Origin of the sequence: Proteus sp. STS61-E (genome assembly GCF_040932335.1) — a bacterium.
GTDB lineage: Bacteria > Pseudomonadota > Gammaproteobacteria > Enterobacterales > Enterobacteriaceae > Proteus > Proteus mirabilis_B.
Map to the genome: position 1 here is coordinate 239,058 of NZ_JBFQGE010000001.1, position 26,012 is coordinate 265,069.

27 protein-coding genes and 1 pseudogene are annotated in these 26,012 nt (G+C 35.5%); 17 read left to right on the forward strand and 11 right to left on the reverse strand.

Annotated features, from left to right (window positions below; all coding sequences use genetic code 11):
* Position 1 precedes the first annotated feature (1 nt).
* The 9 genes and pseudogenes from AB4J89_RS01150 to AB4J89_RS01190 all read left to right on the forward strand — a co-directional run bounded on the left by AB4J89_RS01150 (position 2) and on the right by AB4J89_RS01190 (position 6,038).
* Positions 2-322 (forward strand): hypothetical protein, encoded by a 321-nt coding sequence (locus AB4J89_RS01150; RefSeq protein WP_088495166.1) that lies wholly within the window; start codon positions 2-4, stop codon positions 320-322.
* Complete coding sequence (locus AB4J89_RS01155; RefSeq protein WP_088495167.1) at positions 291-1,103, forward strand: hypothetical protein; 813 nt, start codon at positions 291-293, stop codon at positions 1,101-1,103. The genes AB4J89_RS01150 and AB4J89_RS01155 overlap by 32 nt, the downstream gene beginning before the upstream one ends.
* A 2-nt stretch (positions 1,104-1,105) precedes the next feature.
* On the forward strand, positions 1,106-1,798 hold the full coding sequence (locus tag AB4J89_RS01160) for a Gp138 family membrane-puncturing spike protein (protein ID WP_088495168.1): 693 nt from the start codon (positions 1,106-1,108) through the stop codon (positions 1,796-1,798).
* Positions 1,795-2,139 (forward strand): hypothetical protein, encoded by a 345-nt coding sequence (locus AB4J89_RS01165; RefSeq protein WP_099660640.1) that lies wholly within the window; start codon positions 1,795-1,797, stop codon positions 2,137-2,139. The genes AB4J89_RS01160 and AB4J89_RS01165 overlap by 4 nt, the downstream gene beginning before the upstream one ends.
* The gene (locus tag AB4J89_RS01170; protein WP_368467813.1) at positions 2,132-3,319 is read left to right on the forward strand and encodes a baseplate J/gp47 family protein; all 1,188 of its coding nucleotides are present in this window, start codon (positions 2,132-2,134) and stop codon (positions 3,317-3,319) included. The genes AB4J89_RS01165 and AB4J89_RS01170 overlap by 8 nt, the downstream gene beginning before the upstream one ends.
* Entirely contained in the window at positions 3,316-3,972 is a 657-nt protein-coding gene (locus AB4J89_RS01175; RefSeq protein WP_102949488.1) for a DUF2612 domain-containing protein, read from the forward strand. The genes AB4J89_RS01170 and AB4J89_RS01175 overlap by 4 nt, the downstream gene beginning before the upstream one ends.
* A gap of 5 nt (positions 3,973-3,977) precedes the next feature.
* Positions 3,978-4,358 (forward strand): annotated as a pseudogene (locus tag AB4J89_RS01180) (hypothetical protein); the annotation flags it as partial.
* Entirely contained in the window at positions 4,341-5,540 is a 1,200-nt protein-coding gene (locus AB4J89_RS01185; protein WP_368468416.1) for a pyocin knob domain-containing protein, read from the forward strand. The pseudogene AB4J89_RS01180 and the gene AB4J89_RS01185, both read left to right, overlap by 18 nt.
* A gap of 81 nt (positions 5,541-5,621) precedes the next feature.
* The gene (locus tag AB4J89_RS01190) at positions 5,622-6,038 is read left to right on the forward strand and encodes an N-acetyltransferase family protein (protein WP_368467815.1); all 417 of its coding nucleotides are present in this window, start codon (positions 5,622-5,624) and stop codon (positions 6,036-6,038) included.
* A gap of 68 nt (positions 6,039-6,106) precedes the next feature.
* Here the strand turns inward: AB4J89_RS01190 and AB4J89_RS01195 are convergent, their stop codons facing one another.
* Both AB4J89_RS01195 and AB4J89_RS01200 read right to left on the reverse strand, forming a co-directional pair.
* Positions 6,107-7,012, reverse strand: coding sequence for a helix-turn-helix domain-containing protein (locus AB4J89_RS01195; protein WP_368467817.1), 906 nt, complete (start codon positions 7,010-7,012; stop codon positions 6,107-6,109).
* A 377-nt stretch (positions 7,013-7,389) separates the two neighbouring features.
* Complete coding sequence (locus AB4J89_RS01200; RefSeq protein WP_088495173.1) at positions 7,390-7,569, reverse strand: GhoT/OrtT family toxin; 180 nt, start codon at positions 7,567-7,569, stop codon at positions 7,390-7,392.
* Positions 7,570-8,269: 700 nt separating this feature from the next.
* Here AB4J89_RS01200 and AB4J89_RS01205 point away from each other — a divergent pair.
* On the forward strand, positions 8,270-8,812 hold the full coding sequence (locus AB4J89_RS01205) for a DUF924 family protein (protein ID WP_088495174.1): 543 nt from the start codon (positions 8,270-8,272) through the stop codon (positions 8,810-8,812).
* 73 nt (positions 8,813-8,885) lie between these two features.
* Here AB4J89_RS01205 and AB4J89_RS01210 read toward each other — a convergent pair whose 3' ends face one another.
* From AB4J89_RS01210 to AB4J89_RS01225, 4 genes are all read right to left on the reverse strand, one after another.
* Positions 8,886-9,662, reverse strand: coding sequence for a DmsC/YnfH family molybdoenzyme membrane anchor subunit (locus tag AB4J89_RS01210; protein ID WP_088495175.1), 777 nt, complete (start codon positions 9,660-9,662; stop codon positions 8,886-8,888).
* Between the two features lie 3 nt (positions 9,663-9,665).
* Positions 9,666-10,283: a DMSO/selenate family reductase complex B subunit gene (locus AB4J89_RS01215; protein WP_023581764.1), complete on the reverse strand. Its 618-nt coding sequence runs from the start codon at positions 10,281-10,283 to the stop codon at positions 9,666-9,668.
* An 11-nt stretch (positions 10,284-10,294) separates the two neighbouring features.
* Positions 10,295-12,727 carry a DMSO/selenate family reductase complex A subunit gene (locus tag AB4J89_RS01220; RefSeq protein WP_088495176.1) on the reverse strand — a complete coding sequence of 811 codons (2,433 nt, stop codon included), beginning with the start codon at positions 12,725-12,727 and terminating at the stop codon, positions 10,295-10,297.
* A 357-nt stretch (positions 12,728-13,084) separates the two neighbouring features.
* A complete protein-coding gene (locus AB4J89_RS01225; RefSeq protein WP_156733682.1) occupies positions 13,085-14,341 on the reverse strand; it encodes a mechanosensitive ion channel family protein in 1,257 nt (418 codons plus the stop codon).
* A gap of 600 nt (positions 14,342-14,941) precedes the next feature.
* Here AB4J89_RS01225 and AB4J89_RS01230 point away from each other — a divergent pair.
* Positions 14,942-16,564, forward strand: coding sequence for a hypothetical protein (locus tag AB4J89_RS01230; protein WP_088495178.1), 1,623 nt, complete (start codon positions 14,942-14,944; stop codon positions 16,562-16,564).
* Positions 16,565-16,655: 91 nt separating this feature from the next.
* Here AB4J89_RS01230 and AB4J89_RS01235 read toward each other — a convergent pair whose 3' ends face one another.
* Positions 16,656-17,234 (reverse strand): HdeD family acid-resistance protein, encoded by a 579-nt coding sequence (locus tag AB4J89_RS01235; RefSeq protein ID WP_088495179.1) that lies wholly within the window; start codon positions 17,232-17,234, stop codon positions 16,656-16,658.
* A 193-nt stretch (positions 17,235-17,427) separates the two neighbouring features.
* Here AB4J89_RS01235 and AB4J89_RS01240 point away from each other — a divergent pair, with 193 nt between their 5' ends.
* Positions 17,428-18,282 carry a D-amino-acid transaminase gene (locus tag AB4J89_RS01240; protein ID WP_088495180.1) on the forward strand — a complete coding sequence of 285 codons (855 nt, stop codon included), beginning with the start codon at positions 17,428-17,430 and terminating at the stop codon, positions 18,280-18,282.
* A gap of 129 nt (positions 18,283-18,411) precedes the next feature.
* Here AB4J89_RS01240 and AB4J89_RS01245 read toward each other — a convergent pair whose 3' ends face one another.
* Positions 18,412-18,972: a helix-turn-helix domain-containing protein gene (locus tag AB4J89_RS01245; protein ID WP_088495181.1), complete on the reverse strand. Its 561-nt coding sequence runs from the start codon at positions 18,970-18,972 to the stop codon at positions 18,412-18,414.
* 85 nt (positions 18,973-19,057) lie between these two features.
* On the opposite strand from AB4J89_RS01245, the gene AB4J89_RS01250 reads away from it, so the two are divergent.
* Together AB4J89_RS01250 and AB4J89_RS01255 are read left to right on the forward strand one after the other, a co-directional pair.
* Positions 19,058-19,720 (forward strand): AzlC family ABC transporter permease, encoded by a 663-nt coding sequence (locus tag AB4J89_RS01250; protein ID WP_088495182.1) that lies wholly within the window; start codon positions 19,058-19,060, stop codon positions 19,718-19,720.
* The gene (locus AB4J89_RS01255; protein ID WP_088495183.1) at positions 19,717-20,046 is read left to right on the forward strand and encodes an AzlD domain-containing protein; all 330 of its coding nucleotides are present in this window, start codon (positions 19,717-19,719) and stop codon (positions 20,044-20,046) included. Before AB4J89_RS01250 ends, AB4J89_RS01255 begins: the two co-directional genes overlap by 4 nt.
* 82 nt (positions 20,047-20,128) lie before the next feature.
* Here the strand turns inward: AB4J89_RS01255 and AB4J89_RS01260 are convergent, their stop codons facing one another.
* From AB4J89_RS01260 to AB4J89_RS01270, 3 genes are all read right to left on the reverse strand, one after another.
* Positions 20,129-21,532: an ATP-binding protein gene (locus AB4J89_RS01260; RefSeq protein WP_088495184.1), complete on the reverse strand. Its 1,404-nt coding sequence runs from the start codon at positions 21,530-21,532 to the stop codon at positions 20,129-20,131.
* Complete coding sequence (locus AB4J89_RS01265; RefSeq protein WP_368467822.1) at positions 21,533-22,198, reverse strand: response regulator; 666 nt, start codon at positions 22,196-22,198, stop codon at positions 21,533-21,535.
* A gap of 688 nt (positions 22,199-22,886) precedes the next feature.
* Positions 22,887-23,528, reverse strand: a complete 642-nt coding sequence (locus tag AB4J89_RS01270; protein WP_311755002.1) for a hypothetical protein — start codon at positions 23,526-23,528, stop codon at positions 22,887-22,889.
* Positions 23,529-23,780: 252 nt separating this feature from the next.
* On the opposite strand from AB4J89_RS01270, the gene AB4J89_RS01275 reads away from it, so the two are divergent.
* The 3 genes from AB4J89_RS01275 to AB4J89_RS01285 all read left to right on the forward strand — a co-directional run bounded on the left by AB4J89_RS01275 (position 23,781) and on the right by AB4J89_RS01285 (position 25,904).
* Positions 23,781-24,119 carry a DUF5713 family protein gene (locus tag AB4J89_RS01275; RefSeq protein WP_109401805.1) on the forward strand — a complete coding sequence of 113 codons (339 nt, stop codon included), beginning with the start codon at positions 23,781-23,783 and terminating at the stop codon, positions 24,117-24,119.
* Positions 24,120-24,361: 242 nt separating this feature from the next.
* Positions 24,362-24,640, forward strand: coding sequence for a DUF2798 domain-containing protein (locus tag AB4J89_RS01280; RefSeq protein ID WP_156733669.1), 279 nt, complete (start codon positions 24,362-24,364; stop codon positions 24,638-24,640).
* A gap of 172 nt (positions 24,641-24,812) precedes the next feature.
* On the forward strand, positions 24,813-25,904 hold the full coding sequence (locus AB4J89_RS01285) for an NADH:flavin oxidoreductase/NADH oxidase (protein ID WP_368467825.1): 1,092 nt from the start codon (positions 24,813-24,815) through the stop codon (positions 25,902-25,904).
* The last annotated feature ends 108 nt before the right edge of the window (positions 25,905-26,012 follow it).

Here is a 26,012-nt window from a genome sequence, read left to right on the forward strand (position 1 = left end):
AATGCAGATTATTCCATTACAAGCTATTCCTAATCAGCGGTTTTCTGTCGAAATAGGCGGTGTTGATTGGACATTTACGCTAAAAGTCGCTAATCAAACAATGTTTTGTGATATTGAGCGAGATGGTGAAGTCCTTATTACGGGTATTCGCTTAGTTGCTAATACACCTATTATTCCTTATCGCTATTTAAACCAAGGAATTAATTTAATCTTTCTAACAGAAAATGATGCTTTACCGTGGTATGAGGAATTTACAAAAACACAATCATTAGTGTATTGGAGTGATGAAGATGGATCTTCGGCGAATAAGGGTGGGGATTGAGGTCGGTGAAAGGCTTCAATGGTATGAAGGATTGCGTATATCAGCAGGAGGAAAGAAATATGCAAATCCATTACAAAACGAATGTAAAATCGCTATTACAGGGCTTAATACCGAGACAAGAGATTATTTGCTGACGGAAACAAGTCCTTATAATAAAAATAAGCAAGTCCGACGACTTTATTTAGAAGTTGGTCGAATTAACTCTGGGCTATTCTCACTTTTTATTGGCGATATTGTCAGTGCAGAAATAGACTCTCCTCCGGATGTTACCGTAACGTTATCTGCAAAAACCAGCCATCATTGTTCTGGAAAAATTATTTCCTCTAGTGGTGGCGCTATTCAAAAATTGAGTGAAATCGCGTTAGCCATTGCCAATGATTGTGGTGTGAAATTGGATTTTCAGGCGACCGATAAGAATATTGCTAATTGGTATTATTGCGGCTCTGCATTACATCAAATAGAGCGTTTACAAGAGTCGGGAAATGTTAAAGCTTTTATTGATGATGATACGTTATTTGTAAAAGATGATGATAAAGCATTAAAAAGCCGATTTCGTATTTTGAATATGAACTCAGGCATGATTGGTATTCCCAAAGCCACTGAGAGTGGCTTAACGGTGAGTTATCTTATCGATAGTACCTCTGAACTAGGCGGAATGCTTCGCCTTGATAGCAAATTAAATACCTCACTAAATGGTGATTACATTATTGAACAACTTGAATTTAAAGTTGCTTCACATGATGCAGATTTCACTTATACCGCAACGTGTAAACGAGCTTAATTATGAGTAAACCCAATAATGATATTGCCAGTGTTGGTTCATTGGCAGGGGCTTTTTCGTCTGCATTTCGCCATTTAATGATGAATACCGATGATATGTTACCCGCAACCGTCATTAATTATGATGAGCAAACCAATCGAGCCATGATCAAACCTTTGGTCATGATGTTGACTACGGATGATGAAAAAATCTCTCGGGCGCCGGTTGCTAATATTCCCGTGTTTCGATTTGGTGGTGGCGGTTTTTTTATTAGAGCGCCAATTAAACCGGGTGACTTTGGCTGGCTAAAGGCGAGCGATCGCGACATTAGCCTTATTTTTCAACGTGGTGGTTTGGAAGATCAACCCAATACAACACGATTACATTCGTTTAGTGATGCGATGTTTTTTCCTGACACGATCAAAGGATGGGCAATTGATGGGAAGAACATTGATGCCTTAGTTATTCAATCAATGGATGGCTCAGTCTGTTTCTCTCTTCACAACGATAAAGTTGTATTAGAAGCCCCAAAATATGAAATCAATGCACCTGAAACGATATTTACTGGCAATGTGACTGTTAATGGTAATTATGCCGTAAATGGTAATAGCGATTCACAAGGTGGACTGATGCGCCATAACGGAAAAGATATCGGCTCAACACATACTCATAGTGGGGTGCAATCAGGGAAAGATAATACAGGGAGTCCAATATGAGGACATTTTCAATAAACCAGCAGAATGATTTTGCGATAGGTGCTGATGGTAACCTTCAAATTTGTGACAACGATGATGCAGTAAAAAATCTTTGTCAGCATTTTATTAAAGCTGTACGCGGTGAAATGCTACATAAAAAAGATAAAGGAATTCCTTATTGGTCTGCAACATTTAGCCGACAAGTTGATATTCCTTTATTCGAAATGGCATTTCGACAACGTATTGCTGAAATAGAGGAAGTTGTTGCTATCACTTATTTCCATGCTTTTCTAGAAGAGGGGACATTGAAATATCAGGCAGATATACGCACGATATATGGAGGATTTACATTGAATGGCTGACTATCGTTATATTAATAATAAAGGGGTGATTGTTCCAGACACATCGATGTTACGAAATAATGTCGAAGATGAATTTCGCGCTGTATTTGGTCAATCTATTAATTTATCGCCAGAAACCCCACAAGGGGTATTGGCAACTATGGAAATTGAAAATAGAGATGCCATTGTTCGTAATAATGCCGAGCTTGCAAATCAAATAAATCCCGATATTGCTGGTGGTGTTTTTCTCGATGCAATATGGGCGTTAATGGGCGGAGAGCGTATTAATGCCACACATTCCTATTTAAGTGATGTCGAGTTTACTGGTATTCCCGGTACTATTATTCCTAAAGGCTCTCAGGCGCTCACAATAACAGGTGCTACTTTTGAAACATTATCACCATTAATTATCGCTGATAATGGGAAAATTAAAGGCGATATGCGAGCTAAAGAATATGGTCCTATTACTTGTGGCGTTGGGCAATTAAATAAAGTGGCAAGTTCTGTATTAGGATGGGAAAAAGTGAATAACTTAACCCATGCTGTTGTTGGTCGCCATGCTGAGTCAGATATAAAGGCAAGGCGTCGGCGTAAACAAACATTAGCTAAAAATACAGTCAGTGTTGCAGAAGCAATTACCTCTTCGCTATATGAATTAGAGGGCGTTAATTCTCTTTCTTTTCGTGAAAATTTTAATGATAAAGCGTTGGTTGTCGATGGTATCTCATTATTACCTCATAGCATTTATGTGTGTGTAGAAGGTGGAGATAGCCATGAAATTGCTAAATCATTATTAAGAACAAAAACAATAGGCGCTGCATTTAATGGTGATATTGAAATAAATGTAATAGAGCCAGCAAGTGGGCAAGAATATCCTATTAAGTTTTCACGTCCGAAAGAAGTGCCTGTGTTTTGCCGTGTGTCTGTAAAAAAATCCAATATTGATGCGCAAACCATTATTCCTAATGCGTTAGAGAAATGGGTTCAGGGCGAAATAGATGGAGATAATGGGCTGGTGGTTGGGCGAGAGGTTTCTCCTTTTGAAATTTCAGCAGCGATTAATGCGGTTGAGCCTCATTTATTTGTCACTAAAGTTGAGCTTTCAACAGACGGAAAGAATTGGAATGTTGCATTAATTCCTATCAAACTTAATCAAATTGCCCGATTACCAAAAGGGGCGGTACAAGTGGTGATCGCATGAATATTCAAGAATTTGATTTTCATTCTGATCTACTAAAAGCGATCCTCTGGCAATATGAAAATGCAGATAAATTAAAAGCATTAGCACATTTAAAAGCCACTTACTTTAATCAATCTACGGTTTCATTTTGGCAAAACTGGTATCGAGATGTCTTTAATATTGATACAGCTAACGATTTTGGTTTATCAGTATGGTCACGTATTTTAGATGTGCCTTTAGGAATTGATATTCCTCCTAGTGATAAAAATAAAATAGGTTTTGGCTTTGGTAAAAAGAAAACCAATTTTAAGGCAAACTTTCGACGAAATGCTGATTACACGTTATCGCTAACTTTAGATCAAAAAAGAATGCTAGTGAGAATGCGTTATTTCAATCTCACTCAAAGTCCTACTGTAACCAATATTAACGAATTTCTTAAACGTTTTTTCTGGCGTGAAGATAGCAAAGTCTTTGTGCTCGATCCTTTTGATATGACGTATATGTATTACGTTTTTAATTTTAATCCAGATGAACGTTTACGTCTTTTATTAGAAAACTTCGATTTAATGCCTCGCCCTTCAGGTGTAGGTGTCAAATATCGCATCATAACCAAAAAAGCTTTTGGCTATGGTCAATATCGTAAAAACTTTCTGAAGAGTAATTTCGGAGAATAATCCCTATGACTAAAATATTTAAAACCCCCTTTGCAACACAAGGGGATAAAACAGTTGTGCCTGTTGAAACTCAACCTGATGGCTCTGTCTCTTATACACAAGGTTATGGTTATGACTATGAACGTGACCAAGTAACTGATCCGGCTGCGAAAGATATTGAACGTGAAAAAATGAATAGTTTATTTCACGATATCACCGAGTCTATTGGTGAAATGCAATTACAGGGTTTTGCTAAGTGGTCGGAAGCGGGTAAACCTTACCCTATTCGTAGTGTGGTTTATCATAAAAACAAAGCTTGGCAGTCTAAAATCGAAAATAATAATGTTGAGCCAGTCGCAGGTAATGCATGGATTGAACTAAAAGCTGATATTAATGCAAATGATGTTGGTGCTTATTCTAAAGGTGATGCAGATAAACGCTTTCAACCAGTAGGTAAATATCAAGCTGAAGGCTATGGCTATTCAAAAGCGGAATCAGACACCAAATATCAGCCTAAAGGGAATTATGCCCCTGCTGGAAATTATGCCAATAAAGGTGAGAGCTATACCAAAGCAGAATCGGATGGTAAATATCAGCCAAAAGGAAGTTATCAACCTTCAGGAAATTATGCTAATAAAGGTGAAAGCTATACTAAAGCAGAGTCTGATAGTAAATATCAGGGGAAAGGAAATTACCAAGCTGCGGGTTATAGTTACTCAAAATCTGAAGCAGATAATAAATATCAAGCTAAAGGTAGTTATGTTGCCACAACGCGTAAAGTTAATGATAAGCCATTGAGTGGTGATGTGACGGTAACATCGCAAGATATTTTTTCTAATCAGGCGATTTCAATTGGTGCAAATCAAAATTTAAATAACTATAAAACGGCGGGTATTTATTTCCAGCCTGCAAATGCGAATGCAACGACAAACTTAAATTATCCAGAAGCGATGGCGGGTACTTTAATTGTTTTAAAAAATGCGGGTATTACTCAGCTGTATTATGTTTATAACACTAGCCGTATTTATTCTCGTAGCCAGTATGGAACAGGTAATTTTACACCTTGGGCTAAAGAGTTTAATAGTCAAAATAAACCGACCGCAGGTGATGTAGGAGCGTATTCAAAAGGCGAGTCTGATGGGAAATATCAACCGAAAGGGAATTATTTAGCATCAGGTTATAGTTATTCAAAAAGCGAATCCGATGGAAAATACCAGCCAAAAGGGAATTATCTAGCATCGGGTTATAGTTATTCAAAAGGTGAGTCTGATAGTAAATATCAACCAAAAGGGAATTATGCTCCAGCGGGTAGTTATGGCGCTAAAAATACAGCTAGTAAAGCTCTAAATGGTTGGTGGAAATGTGGTGATACAGGAATTTTACAGCAATGGAATGAGCATAAATGGAGTGCCGGACAGTCATTAGATTTTAAGTTTTCAATGCCATTTCCCAATGCCGTTTTAGCAATAATGGTTACTGCAGCTGACGGATATGCAATGTTAGGTACAACTAATCGAACGAAAACAGGATTTACGTTAACAGGGAATTCAAGTTATATACACTTTACTTATATAGCTATAGGTTATTAAGTTGAAATACTTTTGAATTCTCTATTAACTTGAATAAGATGAAAGGGTACAAAATAAATTACTATTGAGTTTTATAACATCATGAAAATCATCTCCGCCACACACCATCATCTTTCTGCGCTTATTGAACTAGATACCTATGCTCAACAGGATGCTTCGCGTGTTGACGAAATTAAAGCTTGGCTATCTAGCCAAGCTGTTTATCTTCTTGAAGTGGATGCACAGATTGTGGGTTATGGTGTTATTCATCATCACTTTTTCAATCAGCCATTTATTGAACTAGTGATGATAGATAAAAAATATCGCCAAAAAGGCTATGGAAAATGCTTGATGACTTATTTTCAAGAAAATACGCAAGGAAATAAGCTATTTACCTCAACCAATAAATCTAATCATGCAATGCGAAATATGCTGGCTCAGTTAGGATTTATTGAAAGTGGTTGTATTGAAAACCTTGATGAAAATGATCCTGAAATCATCTATTGTTTTATTAAGTAAAAAAGAACTTCTTATAGCGTATTAAATAAAAAACCATCTAGAAATAGATGGTTTTGAGAGAGTTTATCTTATTTTTTATCATTAGTATCAATTTCAATCGGAATATAGTAATTCACGTCTTTCACTAAAGGAATTGGTTTATAAGCTAGGCTAGAAACCGGATATTCCTCTTTAAAAATATATTCCTCAATATCGGGTGATCCTTTTTTTCTAGGTATATTTAACTTTCTAAGTAAAATACCATAAATATTATAGATAATATCTTTATACTCTAATGTGAGTAATTTTTCGGGGATCGTGAATTTAAGATATTTAGCATTCTCGATATGTGCTTTATGCAAAAATTGTGCATTATATATTTCAGGTTTATTTTCCATCATTGTTGCATATTTTATCGTTAATTCATTATTTTTCTTAGATAAAATATTATGTAAAGCATAAACCCGCTCATGTTTGTAGAGCGCATTTTGAAAAAATACCTTCCAGTACTCTTCTCGTGATTTTTCTGTACTAAAATTCCAATCGATTGCATTGGCTTTATAGGTGTGATCTATGCCCGTTAAAGGGAGAGAATCAATAGTGACGATTTCGATATCTAAATTAAAGCCACTAAATTTTCTTAACGGTAATGTAAAGCCATGAGCCTGCCAATTCTCTTTTCTGCGATAATTATAGGGTGTCATATTAAACAATTTTTTAAACGCTCTTGAGAAAGTTTGTTGCGAGTCAAAACGATATTTTAACGCAATATCAAGTAGTGGCGTTTTTTGTAAGCGTAATTCAACAGCAGCACAAGAAAGTCGTCTTGCTCGAATATAAGACGCTAATGTTAATCCTGTTTGCTCTTTAAACATGCGTTGAAGATGCCATTTGGAATATCCTGATTTTTGTGAAACATTCTCAAGTTTTAGATCTTTCTCTAAATTTTCTTCAATCCAATAGATAATATCTGTAATGACATTTTCACTAAACATATTCTAGCTCTAATTAAAAAATTATTATTGGTGATGGTAAATAATACGCATATTCGACCAATTTACATAAGATACTGTAATGAAATTAAGTTTGATTGTAAATTTATAAAAATATTTACTCTAATATTGGGTTTTAAAATAGTGTTCTATTTACGATAAAATGAGTATTAATTATAACATACTGATATTACTTGATAAGGTTGTAATTACTTGAATAAAATAACGAGCAATTAGATATTCTTTTTTAGATAAAATCTAAGCTAAAAGTGTTATTTTCACAAAGTAATTAATATATATATTTAAGAATAGAAAAGAAAATAGCTATTATTCTAATTTAATAGAATATAACTACTGTTATTAAGTTTAAATTAAAAAAATTAACTAAAAATAGAGAAGATAAGTGCCATAGGAAAGCTAAGAGGCCAAGTTAAGGCGATTAATAACGCACTTAAAAGGCGCATGGCAAAACTAGGATCTTTGGTTAAAAAGAAAGTAATAATAAACGATATTACAGCCCCAATAAGGTAGCTTATTCCAATAATAGAGATAGCAGACATAACGGATCATTCAGTAAATAGACTGCAACAATTGTACTCCAAAATTGTTAAAGAAACAGAGGAATAGGGCAAACTTTTCAATAAATGTCATTACTAATGTGCAAATTTTAAACATTCATCTCACTTTTGATCTCTGGTTTCTTGTTAGAGTAATCACACAAGATAATAACAAAGTTAAAGCCAAAAAATTAAACAAATTTTTATATCATATTAATTTTAATAGTTATTTATAACAATCTTTATTGTCATTTAAAACATGGTTTCTATAAAGTAAAGAAAACAGTGCAGAGTTTTTTTGGCAGTTTCACTATAAAAATTAAAATTTTTAAATGCTGATTTTTAAGGCAAGGTAGTGATACAGAGATAAATTTTATGTTTGTAAAATGTGCGGGCTAATTAAATTACATCATAATATCGACAGAATGTAACAAATGGAATGAATGCCATTTTATACAGACTTGTAGATAAATTGGCTTATGGATGGCGCGACTTAATGGATTTAAGCGTTAGCTAGGAAGCATTTTAAATCCCCTTTAAAGATTAAAAAGGGGATTTATTTTTATGTCTATTTCGGATAGGGGTTTATAGCCGTTGTTATATTAAAATGGTAACTTACCCAAGTAGTAACCCGTCAATGACGTTTATTTTGATGAAAATAAACGCTGTTTTGATTAATAAACAATTAGCGTGGTAGTTTTTTATGATCCCTTATCAATCAACTTTGACGTTTTGGTTTGAAGAATGCACGCCAGAGCAATGGTTTAAAAAAGATACTCAGTTTGATAAAGAAATCAGTCGCAGATTTGGTGAATTATGTTTAAGTGCAAGTCGTGGCGAATTGGCATCGTGGAGAGAAACGATAGAAGGGCGCTTAGCTGAGATTATTATTCTTGATCAGTTCTCTCGTAATATTTGGCGTGATACGCCAAAAGCCTTCGCCCAAGATAATATGGCATTAATCTTAGCGCAAGAAGCTATCCGGTTACCTGAATATCTGACATTAACCCCCGTTAAACGTAAGTTTATGATTATGCCATTTATGCATTCAGAATCAGCTAAAATTCATCAAGATGCGGTTATATTATTTTCTCAGCTTAATGATGAAAATACTTATCAATATGAATTAAGACACAAAGAAATTATTGATAAATATGGTCGTTATCCTCATCGCAATGACATTTTAGGTCGAACATCTACACCAGAAGAATTAGATTTTTTACAGCAACCTGGCTCTTCATTCTAAAAAAAATGCATACCTTTTCGGGTATGCATTTTGTCTCTTTTCTATGGCTAACTAATCAGCCATAACATCAAGATCACATGGTAATATGCCATAAATTATAAAAGGCGATACGACCTGATAATTCAGCAATAATGACCGCGGCTGCACAAGTTGCTAGCGTCATTTTTGATGCTTGCGCTTTTACTGCAGTAAATCCTACGATAACCACACCTAATGCTAATACAGCTAACTGGAATCCCCAAAATAGAGATTGGTCAGCGCTGAGTTCTGGGCCTGTAAAGCCAAGGAAACTAACATAACCAGAGCGAGTCGCAAAAGTAATAATGGCACCGATAATAAAGGACAATGCACCTAAACGTCTTGCACCTGTAGCCATTGCTAATACACCGCCGCCAACTAACAGCGTCATCCAAAATTGCAATGTGGTGTAATCTGTATTCCAGTTAGCAATTGTTGGAATATGATAGACTTGTGGAATTGACCAAACAAATGCTAGACCAAAAATAACGGTAAATAGGTTACAAATTTCACGTAACCCTTTCCATTTTTTCATGATAGTGAGTGCAACAGTTGCAAAAGCAAAACCTGTAAACACACCACTTAAAAATGCCTCGTTGCTCATTGGAGAACGACCAACGCCTAATAGCATATTGAAAAAACGCAAAGGTTGACCAACGTGTAATCCACCAATACCTAAGCCAACTAATGTTAAAATCAGGGCTAAAATATTGGCATTACGTAGTTGGTTTTCATCAATTTGACCTAATTTTTTACTGATATAAGCAATAAGAAACAAGCCTGCTGCTGAAGAACCTAAAACAGTAAAAAAGACTAGAGGAAGTTCATGCATGGTTTATACCTCCGCCGCATTTTGAACTGAGCCGGTTTTATCACCAGAAGGTTTAGCTTCTTTGTGTGCTTTGATCACGATATTTGGATTGGTCAAGCTAGGATCTGGCATTGGTGCGATACCACATTCAGTACCGTGTTTTGCTCTGATCACTTCAATATCATCAAAATCAAGCGCACGTTGAGGACAAGACTCAACACAAACCGGTTTCATGCCTTGTGCTACACGTTCGTAGCAACCATCACACTTAGACATGAGTTTTTTCTTCTCATCGAATTGTGGCGCACCATAAGGGCAACGCAATTCGCAATAACGGCAACCAACACAAATATCTTGGTTAACAACCACTAAACCATCTTCTTCACGTTTATGCATAGCGCCAGTTGGGCAACCCGCAACGCAAGTAGGGTTTGAACAATGGTTACAAGAAATGGATAAATAATAACTATAGATATTTTGTGTCCAGATCCCGTCTTGTTTTGCCCAGCTACCACCACCGTATTCATAAACACGACGGAATTTAGGGCCTAAATCTAAATCTTTTTCATCCTTGCAACTGACTTGACATGTTTTACAGCCAGTGCATTTAGTGGAGTCAAAATAAAAACCATATTGCTTCATGAGTTAACTCCTTATGCACGTTTCACTTCAACAAGGTTTGTATGTTGTGGATTTCCTTTAGCAAACGGCGATGGGTGCCAGCTTGTTAATGTATTAATACATCCACCTGTATCTACACCTGTTGTATCAAGTGAACGCCATGCACCTTGCGGTACTGCAATCACACCAGGTAATACACGATCTGTAACTTTGACGAGAATATTTAAACGACCACGTGCATTATAAATCTCAGCGATATCGCCAGATTTTAATCCGCGTTCAGCCGCATCAATTGGGTTTAGCCAGAATTGATGAGGAATAGCTTCACGTAACATAGCAACGTTATAGTAACTTGAGTGAACGTGGCCTTTATCGTGGAAACCGGTCATTTGTAGAGGGAATTTCTCTTTAAGCTTAACGTTTTCTACGCCTTCTTCATTCTTACAATATTCTGGAATTGCTGGGATACGATCGCCTTCTGGTAACACCCAGCCATCAGTATCTTGCATTAGTTTTTCAGAATAAATTTCAATCTTACCTGACGCTGTTTTTAATGGATTAGCGATAGGATCTTGACGGAATGCTTCAAGTGCAACGTATTGATTACGGTTAGGTAATTTACGATCGATAATTCCTACATCATTAGTTTCTGCAAATGTAGGCAGCGCTGGGTTTTTCTCACGCATTTGGTTATAGCAATATTCAATCCACTCTTCGTAAGTACGTCCTTCAGTGAATTGCTCTTTGGTACCCATTTTTTCTGCAATATCGGTTAAGACATCATAGCAAGGGCGGTTTTCCCAAAGCGGTTTAATCGCATTTTGTAAACGGACGACATAGTGGTAAGCACCACTTGCGTAAGAGTTATTGATAAGATCATTTGTCTCAACCGTCGTCACATCTGGCAGTAAAATATCAGCGTATTTTGCAGATGGTGTCATGTGGTTATCCCACACTAAAATAAACTCACATTTTGATTCATCTTGCAGTAAATCATGTGTTTTATTCAAGTCAGCGTGTTGGTTACCAATCACGTTACTGGAATAACACCACATAAATTTAATACCCGTATCGAGTTTATCTTTATTTCTGACACCCGCATTTTTGCTAGTAAGTTGATCACCACGAGCAATTGCTTCAGACCACATAAATGTTGGGATCAATGTCTTAACTGGGTTAGGCAAAGCAAAGCTTGCTACTGGGTAAGCAACGTTACCACCCCAACAACCTGTATTTGTACCAGGGCGACCGATATGACCTGACATTAATGGTAGCATCATAATCGCACGACATGCTTGCTCTCCATTTGAAGTACGCTGGATACCCCAACCTTGAGAGATCCACGCCGCTCTTGCGCCGCCAATTTCACGCGCTAATTGGATAATACGTGCAACGGAAATACCGGTTAATTTACTCGCCCACTCAGGTGTTTTTGCAATGCCATCAGGGCCATTACCTAAAATGTAATCTTTATAAGAGCCATTTTCAGGTGCTGATGCAGGTAATGTTTGTTTATCCCAACCGACACAGTATTCACGTAAGAAATCTTCATCAGTGATGCCTTCTTGGATCATCACATAGCCTAATGCAGCCACTAATGCAGCATCAGTACCCGGATAAATTGGGATCCATTCTGCGCCTAGTGTTGTTACACTGTCGGTACGACGAGGGTCGATGATGATAACTTTACTTTTGCTCTTATCTAACGCATTTAACGTTTCATAGAACTGACCACCACCAGACATACGTGTTTCAGCAAGGTTATGACCAAACATTACCACTAAGTCTGAATTCTCAATTTCTGTTAACAGTGACTCCAGCATATCGCCATAAACATAAGGCACAATACCGGTTAATTGAGAGTATGAATAAGTACCATAGTCACTTAAAAAACCACCGACAGTACTTAATAAACGTTTACATGCAGTTCTACCGTGTAAGTTTGCACCGGTAGAGCCTGTACCGTATTGGTAATAAATGGACTCATTACCGTATTTTTCGATGGTATATTTTAATTTTTCCGCGATGATTGAAGTCGCTTCATCCCAAGAAATACGCTCAAATTTACCTTCACCACGCTTACCAACACGCTTCATTGGGTATTTTAAACGATCTGGGTTATACGTTTTCCAACGTACAGAACGACCACGAAGACACGGACGAATTTGGTGAAGACCAAATGTTGAATCGTCATACATCGTTTCATTAGAAATACGACGAATAACACCATCTTTCACATGAACTTTTAATGGACAACGGCTACCACAGTTCACTAAACATGCGCTGTATTTGATAGTTTCAGATGTCTCATCAGGACGAATACCCTGGGGAGTTTGAGCATTAGCAGCGAATGGTAATGAAACCGTTCCTGCAACAGCGGCAGCACCAGAAATAACTGCTGCAGACTGAATGAATCCACGCCGACTCATTTCAGTAATAGAAGTATTATTTTTAATTTTTGACATTGACATTACCCTAACATTTTTCACAACAAGTAAAGTTGTATATATATGTTAAGTTATAACCCTTCTACCTATAATGATTTATATCAATATAAAAAATGTTAATAACGTTATATAAAAAAATAATTATTAAACAAATGGTTACAATTTCTGACTAATACCACTTTAGTGGTAAATAAAACATCAAATAAATAGGAATCAACAATCAATCGATATATAAAAAATAACATAACGATTTTTATTAATATATAGAAAAACAAGATTGTTAACATGATAACAAAATAAGAGATTAAAAATATTTGTTAATAAGAAAAGTAAAAAAGAAGAATAATTCTCCTTTTTTACTTAATACAAAATGATTTATTGCGGATTATTTTCGGCAGGAAATCTGAGTGCTCTTACATCATTTCCAGTTGGAGATTGGTGAACTCTTAAGCCAAATTGAGGCAAAATAGCAAAGATATGATCAAATATATCTGATTGAATAGCCTCGTATTGAACCCAAACAGTGGTGTTAGTAAAAGCATAAATTTCAATGGGAAGCCCATCCGAGGTAGGCGCTAATTGTCTTACCATAATCGTCATTTGCTTATGAACGTTAGGATGGTTTTTTAAATAGGCTTCAACATACGCACGGAAGGTTCCAATATTGGTCATGCCACGTTGGTTTAATGGCGTTTGACATTCATTGCCCAAAGTTGCATTGAATTGATTAATTTCGCTTTCCTTATTTTTGATATAAGGCGCTAATAAGTGAGCTTTTTCTAGATCATCAAGTTGTTTTTTATCTAAAAAGTGGATGCTATTAATATCAAGAGCAAGACTTCGCTTAATACGACGTCCTCCTGATTTTGTCATTGCTTGCCAATTTTTAAAGGAATCTGAAATCAGAGAATAAGTTGGAATAGTGGTGACAGTATTATCCCAATTACGCACTTTAACGGTTGTTAAACTAATATCAATGACAGCACCATCAGCGCCATATTTAGGCATTTCTAGCCAATCACCAAGGCTTATCATATTGTTTGCTGATAGTTGAATACCGGCGACTAATCCCATAATAGGATCTTTAAATACCAACATTAATACAGCCGTCATGGCACCTAAACCACTGAGTAAAATAAGTGGTGATTTGCCAATAAGTAGGGAAATAATCATTATCCCAATCAGTACAGAGGCGGCGAGTTTTAAGCTTTGAAAAATACCTTTTAAGGGTAATCGACCCAATGAGGATGAATTTCTCATGATCTGCATACAGAGATCCATAATAGAGAAAAGCATCAACAAGCCGAAAATTAAACACCACGCTTGGGCACTGGTGGTGAGAATTTCTTGTGTTTTACCTGATCCCATCCACACCAGCGCTTGGATATTAACAACAACGCCTTGGATTAAAAAAGCAAAACGACTAAATAGTTTATTTATTTCTAAAGAGAGTTGCCATTTCTGATCGTACTGAGTTATTGCTTTAGAAATTCTAGGCAAGACTAACTTGTGCAAAATAAAATGGAGAATGATTGCGACAAGGAAAATAATGGCTAAAACGAGTAGGAGAGAAGCGACTTGGGCATACTCCTCATTGAATTGACGTATCCATGTAAGCAGTTGCTGCTGCATAAAATATCCTCATAGTTAATGTGGGCTACATATTAAGAGTACAGAAATAAGAGCTTAGTTCAAGAAGGTGAATTTTTTGTTACGAAAAATGCGAGAGTAAATGAGATGATAGATAAGCATAAAGAGAGGAATAAAAGCCAGAAATAGTCTTTTGTGCGATGAGGGTGCTATTTCTGGCTTTGTACTGTATTTTATTTTTAAATCAAATAATTACAGTAAACGAGTTGATGATAATTGTACAACAACTTGATGCAGGTGAGTAATAAAAGAAGTCATTGATTTCATATTAAGTATCCTATTAATAAAATGTGATTCATGTCACAAATATTTTCTAAGATTGATTTTAATCACATTTTCATAACAGTCAATAGCTTTATACAAAAATATTTTAAAATTTAAATTATTTTTTATATTAAGGGTGTTTTTTAGTGATAAATTAGCGAGAGTTCCATTAGGTTTGTTTTTTATCATATTGTTTATTAAGTATTTATTTCCTCTATCTAACAGCAATGCTTAGTTGACTTTTTTCTATTGTGATTTTCACTCAAATTTTTTGCTTTAAGCTAAAAATGGAATCGGAAAAAGAAAGGAAATCACTCAATGAATATCGAAACAAAAGAAGAACGCCTGCAAAAAATTATACAAGGTGAGAAGGACACACTGGCCTTTCAGCCCCCTGTTTATAATGCACAATCACAAGTTGTTATTGATGCTGATGTGAAGATTGAATTTAATCAGATCAAATTATCTCCAGATGAAGTTGATAACGAAGTCAAAATAAATAGAGTTATCAAATATGAGGTTATTGTAACGGGGATTAATCTGCGTTTAGCTGAATGGCGTACAAGCCCTAAAGGGATTTTAGTTTTACCTAATAATAAAGATGTCTACATTACGATAGTGGATAATAGTAAAACAGAGATCTCTTTAACGGGAAATCGTAATGGTGTGGCGTCGTTGCAATTGATATTAAAAGATGAAGATGATGAAAGTATTGTGTATTACGCAACGCCAATTCAAATTCGAGTTACGCCTCCCAAGCCTAATCCTAATACTGATTGCACTGCGACTAACTGTGAAAAGTTTGATGACTTACTGACAATTCGTTCGGAATCTATGCAATGGCCGAGTAAATGGGAAAGTGTGTCTAAAAGTTTTGTTGTGCACTTACAGGATAAAGAAGGAGAAGATGTTTCAAATAAAGAGGTAAGACTCGTCTACAATGCTGATAATAGTACCTTAGGGGTTGAGCCAGAAGTTTATAACGCTGATGGTGAAAAAATTAATGTTGGGAAAACCAATAAATATGGTATCGCGAACTTTAAAGTAAAATTTAAAAAGAGTGAACCTAAACAAATTGCTATTTTTTATGCTGAATCTGAAAATAGCGAAGATCCAACTGAATCTCTGAAATCAAGAGATTACTATGTTGAAATGACAACCGAAAAATTACCATCGCCAAAAGTTCCAGCAACGCTAAATGGTATTTTGAGCTATCACAGCGAAAATTATTGTGTGAATGCAAACCTAATCTTGGGACGTGATATTAGTGAAAGCACACAGGTTGGTTTTTATTTTAATGACCAATTAAAAATGTTGCCTTGTACTGATAAGTCAGCGGTTTCGGTAAGGCTGGAAAATCAAACGCTAACTAATGGTATTCATTACATCTCTTTCTTTACGGTTGATATTTTTGACAATATTTGTTTCTCTCGTCGCGAGCGTATTATTGTCGATAACTCTTTAACGGGGGAGTGTAGTAAGCAAATTAAAAATATTGCACCAAAGCCTTGTATAAGTGTCACTATTCCACAAATTTGTGATCGCTATTTTAACTCTGTAAATATCAGGCTTGTACCTTCACTCTGCTTACAGATTAAGAATCGCGTTGCCAAAATGAATATCCAGAAAATGGTTATCATCTTTAATGGCTATTCTAAAGTAAATAGCAGTGAAAGAACGTTAGTGTATCGTTCTACACTGGAAATCTATGCTGATGATCCTCGTTTAGGGAATTTCTTGCATGATACAACGGCAAATAATGATCCTGTTAATATGGTCGAATTACTTGAGCCAGCTTTAGAAAGTATTTTGGCAGATGCGTTGCCAAATATTGAAGTTGGGCAATTAGGTATTCAAGTGATGGTCTTTGAAAATACAGGTAATTGCTACCTTTGTGGGGAAAATATGTATACGGTGTCTCTGCGCTTACCTTGTGCTTAATATCACTGTTTCGTATTCCATAAATTAAGAGCCACTTATGTGGCTCTTAGTCTATTTAAAACCGATAAGATAATTATTACTGAATAGTCAATTAATGGGTCATTCTTTTTATTGCACTGGTTATCGATAATATTGTGATAGAACTTAAAATAAGTTGTATACCAATCAATGCCATCACTAATGCCACTGAGGCTTCAGGGCCAAAAGCAAGCAAGAAATAGGCAATCACTAAATCTAAAAATCCAATCAAGATATTAAACCAACCATAAAAATTCTCTTTGATCTGTTTAAAACCTATATTTAGGCGCAGTATCCCCGCAAAAATAAATAAAAAACCGATAAAAAAGGCGAGGCTAAGCATACCTTTTAGTGGGTCGGTGACAAAGATATAACCAAGCAGAAGATAAATAAAACCCGTTAATAATGTGATCAACATTGACCAACCAGAAGAGACTTGAGCATTAAAGCCACCAATAAAGCTGGATATCGCACTGGCAAAAAATACAACACCAAGTAATACACTGATAACAATGCCAGAAGAAAGTGGATTAATAATACAGATAAAACCTGCAATGAAACCTAATGTGGCAATAACAGTCATTAAAGTACATTGTTTTTTAACCAGTTTCTCTGTTAGCTGAGATAAATTGTTTTTATTAATATCTAACATAGCCACCTCTTATCCTTATATTTGGTACATAAGTTAAATTATAGCAATTTCTGCTTATATAACATGACTTAGTTACATAAAACTATAATTAAAAAGAGGTAGGAATGTGGAAGATCGTCTTTAAAATAGAAAACTGAAAGAGTAAGGTAGTGGATTAAGATAAATTGTTAATAAAATTTATAACGGAGGTAAAATGCCTGATATCGTGTATTTAGACAGTCACTTTGTACCTAAAGAGCAGGCTAAAATATCTGTTTTTGACCGTGGTTTTTTATTTGCAGATGCCGTTTATGAAGTTACTGCTGTTATTGATGGTCAGCTCATTGACTTTAATGGACATTTTCAACGATTGCAGCGTTCATGCAAAGAATTAGCTCTATCTCTTCCTATTACAAAAGAGCAGCTAATTGATGTTCATCATCAACTTATCGAAAAGAATAACCTTCATGAAGGGCTTATTTATTTACAAATAACACGAGGTACTGATTCCTCTCGTTTTTTTGATTTTCCGGCTTCATCTGTTCCTTCTACAATAGTTGCTTTTGTTCAGCACTCCACAGTTATTAACCATCCTAATGCAAAAAAAGGTATTTCGGTAGTGAGTGTTGAAGATATTCGCTGGCAACGTTGTGATATTAAAACAGTGGCATTATTAGCAGCATGTTTAGCAAAACACCATGCACATCAACAAGGTGCTGATGATGCTATTTTAATTAAAGATGGCTATATAACAGAAGGGAGTTCAAGTAATTTCTTTATTGTTAATCACGATAATGAAATTATTACACGACCACTGAGTCAGAATATTTTACCAGGTATTACGCGCCAAGCGATTATTCAATTAGCGCAAGAAGAAGGGCTTAAAATAACAGAACGTCTATTTACGCTTGATGAAGCGAAAAAAGCAAAAGAAGCTTTTATTAGTTCAGCAACCACATTAATTTGGCCGGTTGTTTCAATCGATAATGAAGATATAAATCAGGGGGAAGTTGGGCATTTATCTCAACGACTACGAGAGATCTATCTTGATAAAGCACTTAAGAAGTAATTGAATAAGCAGATATTCTTTATAAAATTACCGCACTGCGTTTCAGATTTTTATTACAGTATAGCAGTGCGGTAACCTCATAGTTTTACTATATAAATTCGTTTCACTACATTAATTTGTTTTACTATCTTAATTCTGATGTTCAATAATCATGACGGCAGTTGTGTCAGGTTCTAAAGCGCGTAATACATGAGTGACATCACCGGGATAGCAAATATAATCACCGGGTTGTAATTCTTGCTGATCATCTAAAGTGCCCACCATTGCACTACCACTGATAATAATAATATGTTCAGTGACATTCTTACTGTGGGGATCTGAAACTCTATCTTTTCCGGGCTGTGCGATTACTGTGTATATATCGCGTTTTGCACCCACTGGGCAGGAAGAAAGTAAAAAAGCATGGTAATAGGCTTTTTCTGCGCTAATTTTAAAGCCATCACCTTTACGTATTACCTTTACTTCAGGCTGTGGCGCTGAAATAAGTTGAGAAAAAGGGATGTTTAACGCAACACAAATTGCCCAAAGTGTTTCAATACTTGGATTTCCTTGTCCTGCTTCTAATTGAGATAATGTTGATTTTGCAACACCTGCTCGTCTTGCTATTTCAGCAAGTGAAAGACCCGCTTTTTTTCTTTCTCTAGCTAGTGCTTGAGAAATAATTTCAATAGGCGCACAAGGCGATGACATCATAGCTTCCTTCAAAAATCATCTTGCAAAAAAACAAGTCGTTCAACATAATGAACGAATGGTTCGATAAAAAATACTATATTCTATGCAAATTAACAGTCGTCTTGATAATAACGTACTTAGAGATATTGTGCTTGTTTCATTAGCAGATGGCATCGTCGGTATCTCTTATGGTGCTTTAGCTCATACCCAAGGTTTTGATTTTTGGGTGCCATTGGTGTTATCTATTTTTGTTTTAGCGGGCGCTTCCGAATTTCTTTTTATTGGCGTTGTGGCGATGGGAGGAAGTGCAATATATGCTGCTCTTGCTGGATTAATGGTCAATGCACGGCATATTCCCTTTAGTATGGCAGTAAAGGATTTACCGGGAAAAGGACTTAAATCATTATTAGGTTTTCATATATTAAATGATGAAAGTGTTGTATTTGGTTTATCTCAACGTACTGCTGAACAAAATAAATTAGCGTTTTGGGCTTGTGGGTTGGGTATTCTATTTGTTTGGCCTTTAGGAACCATGCTTGGGGTTTATTTAGGGTCATTTATTGTAGATATAAAGATGTTAGGGCTAGATGCGATGTTTCCAGCCATCATTCTCGCATTAAGTTTACCAGCATTAAAAAATAAACTAACACGCCATGCAGCAATAATAGGGAGCATTATTGCACTCGCAACCACATTATTCCTCCCTGTTGGGCTCCCCGTCTTATTATCGTTATTAGGCGTATTGTTTGTGATAAGGAAAATATAATGTCCACGGCATCTATTATTACAGGAATTATTATTCTTGCTGTCGGTACATACGCCATGCGTCTTTCCGGCATATTACTCAACAATAAAGCGGGTGTGTCAGAGAGAGTGAAAGAGATCCTCTCATTATCGGCGATTGTTATTCTGTTTTCAGTGGCGATGACATCGACATTTTTTGATGGTGACCAACTTGCTGATATCTCAAAAATTATTGGGGTTGGTGTGGCGGGCATACTTACTTGGCAGAAAAAACCTTTTATTATAATTGTGCTTAGTGCCGCAATAGTGACAGCTGGTTTACGTTGGTTAATTAATCTTTGGGGATAACACGGGTTTAGAGCCTTACCAAAGTAAAATAAAAAGGAGGTATAATTACCTCCTTTATTATGGAATATCAGTTATCTAACTCTTAATCGCTGTCTGTTGATTTAACCTCTAAAGGCAGAACAATAATAAAACCAATCCCTTTATTATTTAGTCCTTCAGTAACAATTAACGATGCTTGAATTTTATTAGCAAGATTTTGTGCAATAGATAGACCTAATCCGCTGCCAGTTTCATTAGAGCCAGGAACACGGTAAAAACGTGAAAATAGAGCATTGATATGTTCTTTTGCGACACCAGGGCCATTGTCACGCACGATAACATGTATCCCTTCAGCATACCTATTTTCAATAGTCACCTCTACTTGACTACCTTTAGGGCAATATTTAATTGCATTATCAAGCAGATTATTAAATATAGAGAGCAAAGCTTGTTTATCGGTTTTAAGCGTTAAAGAGTGACCTTCATTAAGTGATAGCTCAATATTTTTAGTAATAGCATAAGGAACACGTTGCGCTATTGCATTTCCAATAACATTATAAATATCAAGAGATTCTATTTTTAATGGAAAATCGTCACATTCTAATCGTGCCAAATCAATTAATTGATGAGAAAGAGCCGCAGCTCTATCAAGAGATTGTTTCATATCATCAATAATTTCTTCACGCTCTTGTTGAGCATCGACTAAAGAGAGTAGGTGTAATTGAGCGATAACAGCAGCTATTGGTGTTCTTAATTCATGGGCTGCATCTGCCATAAATTGTTTTTCACGAATATTAGCAGCATCAATTCTTGCCATTAATTGGTTTAATTCTTTAAAGATAGGGCGAATTTCTTTAAATTGCTGGCCCACATTAATCGGCGTTAAATTACGAGGTTTACGATTAGAGATAAGCTCTGCAGCTTGTCTTAGTGGTCGTAAACTAAAATAAGCAGTAATTAAGATTGCAAAAATAACAGTCGCAAGAATAAATAGGAAAGGAACAAAGGTGCCTTCAACAGGGTTACCAATAACATGGCCCCTATCTTCAACCGACTCACCAATAAAGACTTTTATTTTATGTTTCTCACCCCAACTAAAAGAGAGTATCCATTTTTCACCTGCCACAGATACTCTTTCTGAGGCTAATGAAAGCACTCTTGTAGGAATTGGTAACTCAGGGCGGTTAGTATAAATCAGGGTGTTATTTGCATCTAAGGCAATAAACCACGGCAGATATTGTAATTCATCATCTTCACCATTAAGCATGGCATCGATATACATACCTTGTAAGTTATGAGCAACTTCTTTAAGGACTTCTGGCTGATCAGCAACAATTTCTAAGGTATTAGCAAAACCCTCAGCAATAATTTCTTGCTGTTTATTATAAATTTTTTCGAAATCAGCAAGATAATCAAATTGTATCCAAGCTAACCAAACGCCCCAAAGCATAACTATGGAGATAATCTGAAGGACAATGGTGTAAATAAAGAAGGAGCGGATCTTCATTTAATTAGCTTCTTTTTTTAATAAATAACCCACACCACGAACCGTGATAATGCGCTCTTTGCCTATTTTTCTCCGTAAATTATGCATATGTACTTCAAGAGAATTACTTTCAATTTTATCGTCTAAACCAAATAAACGCTGTTCCAGCTCTGATTTACGCACCACATTGTCAGTATTACGCATTAATTCATATAAGAGTTGGTATTCTTTACCTGATAATAAAAGTAATTCGCCATTTAACGTGACTTGATGGTTTGCTGGATTTAGTTGTAAATCGCCAATAGACCATATTTGTGAAGAAAAACCAGCCATTCTACGGCTAACCGCTTTTACGCGAGAAATAAGTTCAGGCATAGCAAAAGGCTTCGGTAAAAAATCATCTGCACCTGAATCTAATGTTTGTACTAAATTATCAATTTGTGTGCGGGCAGTTAAAATGATAATTGGAATTTTCTCACCACTTTTTCTAAGTGCGATCAGTTCGTCTTGACCGTCACCATCAGGTAGACCTAAATCTAATAGCATTAAATCAAAAGGGCGCTGGCTTAATTGAACACGAGCATCCGCAAGTAATCTGACCCAACATGGTTGAAAACCTGCAATTTCAAGCCCGCGACAAAGCGCTTTACCAAGTTGTAAGTCGTCTTCAACTAATAAAATATTCATAATAATACCTACCTAAAATCGTCTTAAGAAAGTATAAGAGCCAAATAAAAATTGAGCAATATAATAAAATGTAAAGCAAGGTTTGATTAATGAACTCTTAATGTAAGATAAATTTTTATTTAATATGTTTTACTAAAAATAAATGACTAGAATTTTTAGGATTAGATTGAGATAAGCATGCTATTTATTTCATTTTTATCACGTGAAGGCATTTAATGTTAATTTTAAAGATTTATTTTAGATAGAATTAACGTAGATATCCTAATGTGAATGAAGAATATCACATACTATTATGCTAAGGTAACTTAAATACTTTATTTAAGATTTTTTAGATTTAAAAGTAAAGTCTATTAAAAAACAATATTTAATAAATAAGGTTTTATATTTAAAATAATATAAATATAGAATGTTGATTTTATTGAATAATATAACTATTAAATTGATGCCTTATTCTTTTATTGAAAATAAATAATTGTTTTAATATATCCCTGTTGTGCAACATTTTTATCAGATTTAAATTATTTACTCTATTCATCTATACTCTTGCAGTAAAAGTTAACGACTTGAAAGGAATTAAATTTTCAATAAAAGGAATTTACATGAAATTAGATGGTGTTATTTAGTATAAATTAAATCATTCTGTGTCAGAAATGCTCCCAACCCTCTGGGAGCATTTCACATATTATTATCACTTGCAAAGTGAGTTATCCCACAACATTAAGTTAAATGGTAAATTTAATGGTTTCACCAATTCATTCGCGGTAGTTTGAAGTTCAGCTTTTGCTTGAGCCAGTCGTTGTTTATCTATATCAGGAATAAAGTCATCTTTTGCGGGCAAGTTATCTAATGTGTACTCTTCCACTAAAACGCCATTAGCCCAACGTTGAAATAGCCAATAGCTTTCTGGCATTAAAGTATATTTTGTACCATCAATAATTGTTGTTTTATCTTCCTGGTAACGAACAGGAATAAGCTGATTTGCAACATTATCCCAAATCCAACCTTTGTATGTTCCATCTTCTAATCGATTTATCGACCAATGCATATCATCAGTCTGATAAAAATACAGCTCAGTTAATGCAACATAAGATGTGGTTTTTGTTGATAAAGAAGCTTGAATAAGGCCATTAGTAAAATAAGAAATATAAAGTATTTTATTATCAATATTAAGTTCAATATTGCAGGTATCCCAATGCGTTATTGTTAAGCCTTCTTTAACTGGTTTTTCTGGAATGGAGATCACCGTATCCGTTGCATCATCTTCTGTTGGTGGGTAGTAATGACCTGTAATATATTCACCATTATTGCCATAGAAGTGCCAGGTCGCCAAAGGTGAGCTTTTTAAAAATTGATTAATAGTCAAAAAAGAGAGCAGTGCAATAGTCAAAAAAAGAAATATACATCGTATTTTTTTAGCCATTTTAATTAATTGCCTATTTTCCGTTTGCTGGCGAGAATTCTATAAATTCAGAGAAATAAAAGCGAGACATTTAATTAAGAAACGTAATATACTTTTCCGTAATTAAGATAATAAGTACACTTTAATGATCTTAAGATAAATACTTAGATAAGGATGTTCGTAATGATTAAAAATAAAGTACTAGCAGAGCATTATTTTTTAAAAGAAATGGACAATGATAATTATTATCCAACACATCTTGTGAAGAAAGGGCAAGAGTTATTAAAAGCACTTTGTTTAAAAATAGAAGCAACTTCGCCTAAAAATTTGGCAGAACTTTATATTCTCACGCAAGAAACAACTGACCAATTTAATGAGCTAGCTGAAGAGTTTTATAAAGAAGATAGCGAGATCGAAACAGTAGCAAGAGAGTGTATTGCTGAAGATTTTGGCGTTATCGCTGATGAATATGGCTTTGAAGATGCTGATATAGAAGAATTAATTGCAACTCGAGATTGGTAGAAAAAAGGTGAGAAAACCCTATTGTGTTTTCTCATTTTCGCTCATCTTAATGTTATCAATTATCGCCTAAATGATAATGAGAATAATTTAGTTGACAAAGAAATATTTATTAATAAACTAGCTCTCAGTTTGGTCAAAAAGACTCGTAAGCGTTTACGTTAATCAACGCATATAACTTTTTTTAGCCTGTTGTATTGGCAGTTATGTGCTGTTGTACAATCGTATTATTGGAGTCTTTATCTATGTCTTTTCAGGACAAAAATTACTTTTTAGGTATTCCTAAGCTTCCTACTCGAGCAATGATTTTTCTTGTTCCCTTTTTCCTCTCTTTTATTATGTCGGGTATTGTTGCTTTTATTAGTACCGCCAAATCGCTAGGAATGGGAATGCATGTTATTTCCCCATGGTTAACTTCTTGGGGGATCTCTTGGATGATTGCTTTTCCTACGGTTTTATTTGTCTTGCCAATCGCAAGACGTTTTTCACTATTATTGGTGAAACCTGCCAAATCTAATGATTAATTAACAAAGAGATCAGTAATTGATGCTGATCTCTTTGTTTTTCACAATGTGAAGTAAAACATCGCCTAAATGAATAAGATCCGATAGCCTTAAACTTGTATATTTAAATGGTATATCGAAAAGCGAAGATATTTTCTTTGCATAAATTCTTATTGATAGCAGGAGGCTTTAAATGAGCTTGTTGTTCTCCCCTAAAAAATTAGGCCCCCATCAGTTAGATAACCGTATTATTGTTGCACCTATGTGTCAATATTCAGCACAAGAGGGTTACCCAACCGCATGGCACACTATGCATTACGGACAGCTAGCACTATCTGGTGCTTCGTTAGTGATTGTTGAAGCAACAGCGGTTGAGCCTAGGGGTCGTATTAGCTATAAAGATTTAGGTATTTGGTCTGACCAACATGGTAATGAACTAAAAAAACTGGTTGATAATGTTAAGCAGTATTCATCTGCAAAAATCGGTATACAGATTGCACATGCCGGACGTAAGGCATCGACTGATTTGCCTTGGAATGGTGGAGCCTCATTAGCACCAGATTCTCCTAATGGATGGCAAAAAGTCGCACCTTCAGAAATACCTTTTGGAAAGAATCATCAACCTCATGCGCTGACTGTCGATGAAATTGAAGAGATAAAACAAGCTTTTGTTGATGCTGCTAAAAGGGCTGAGTCAGCAGGATTTGACGTTATTGAGATCCACGGTGCTCATGGATATTTATTGCACGAATTCCTATCTCCATTATCTAATCACAGAACGGATCAATACGGTGGTGATTTTAATAATCGTAGTCGGTTATTAGTGGATGTCTTTGTTGCAGTGAAAAATGCAGTTTCTGATAATGTCTGTGTTGGTATCAGAATTTCTGCAACAGATTGGGTTGAAAGTGGTTGGGACTTAGAAAGTACGATTGCTTTAACTCAGCATCTTGAAGAGTTAGGTTGCCATTATATTCATGTTTCTTCTGGTGGATTATCAGAAAAGCAAGAAATTAAACTAGGCCCTAATTACCAAGTACCATTTGCTCAAGCAATTTATAATGAAACACAACTGCCAGTTATTACAGTTGGTCTTATTACCGAGCCAGAACAAGCAGAAGCCATTTTACTTACAGAGCAGGCTGATTTTATCGCTTTAGGCAGAGGTATTCTTTATGATCCTCGCTGGCCTTGGCATGCGGCGGAAAAACTCAAACAAACCATAAAAGTAGCACCTCAATATTTACGTTGTGCGCCTCATGGTAGCAAAGATTTTTTTAAATAATGTTATCAAGCCACGGGGAATAGCCGATTGTTATTAAGGTTATCCGTGGCTTTTTCTTTGATAATCTTTATCATGATGCAGATAAACTGCAAGTATAAGCGTATTGCA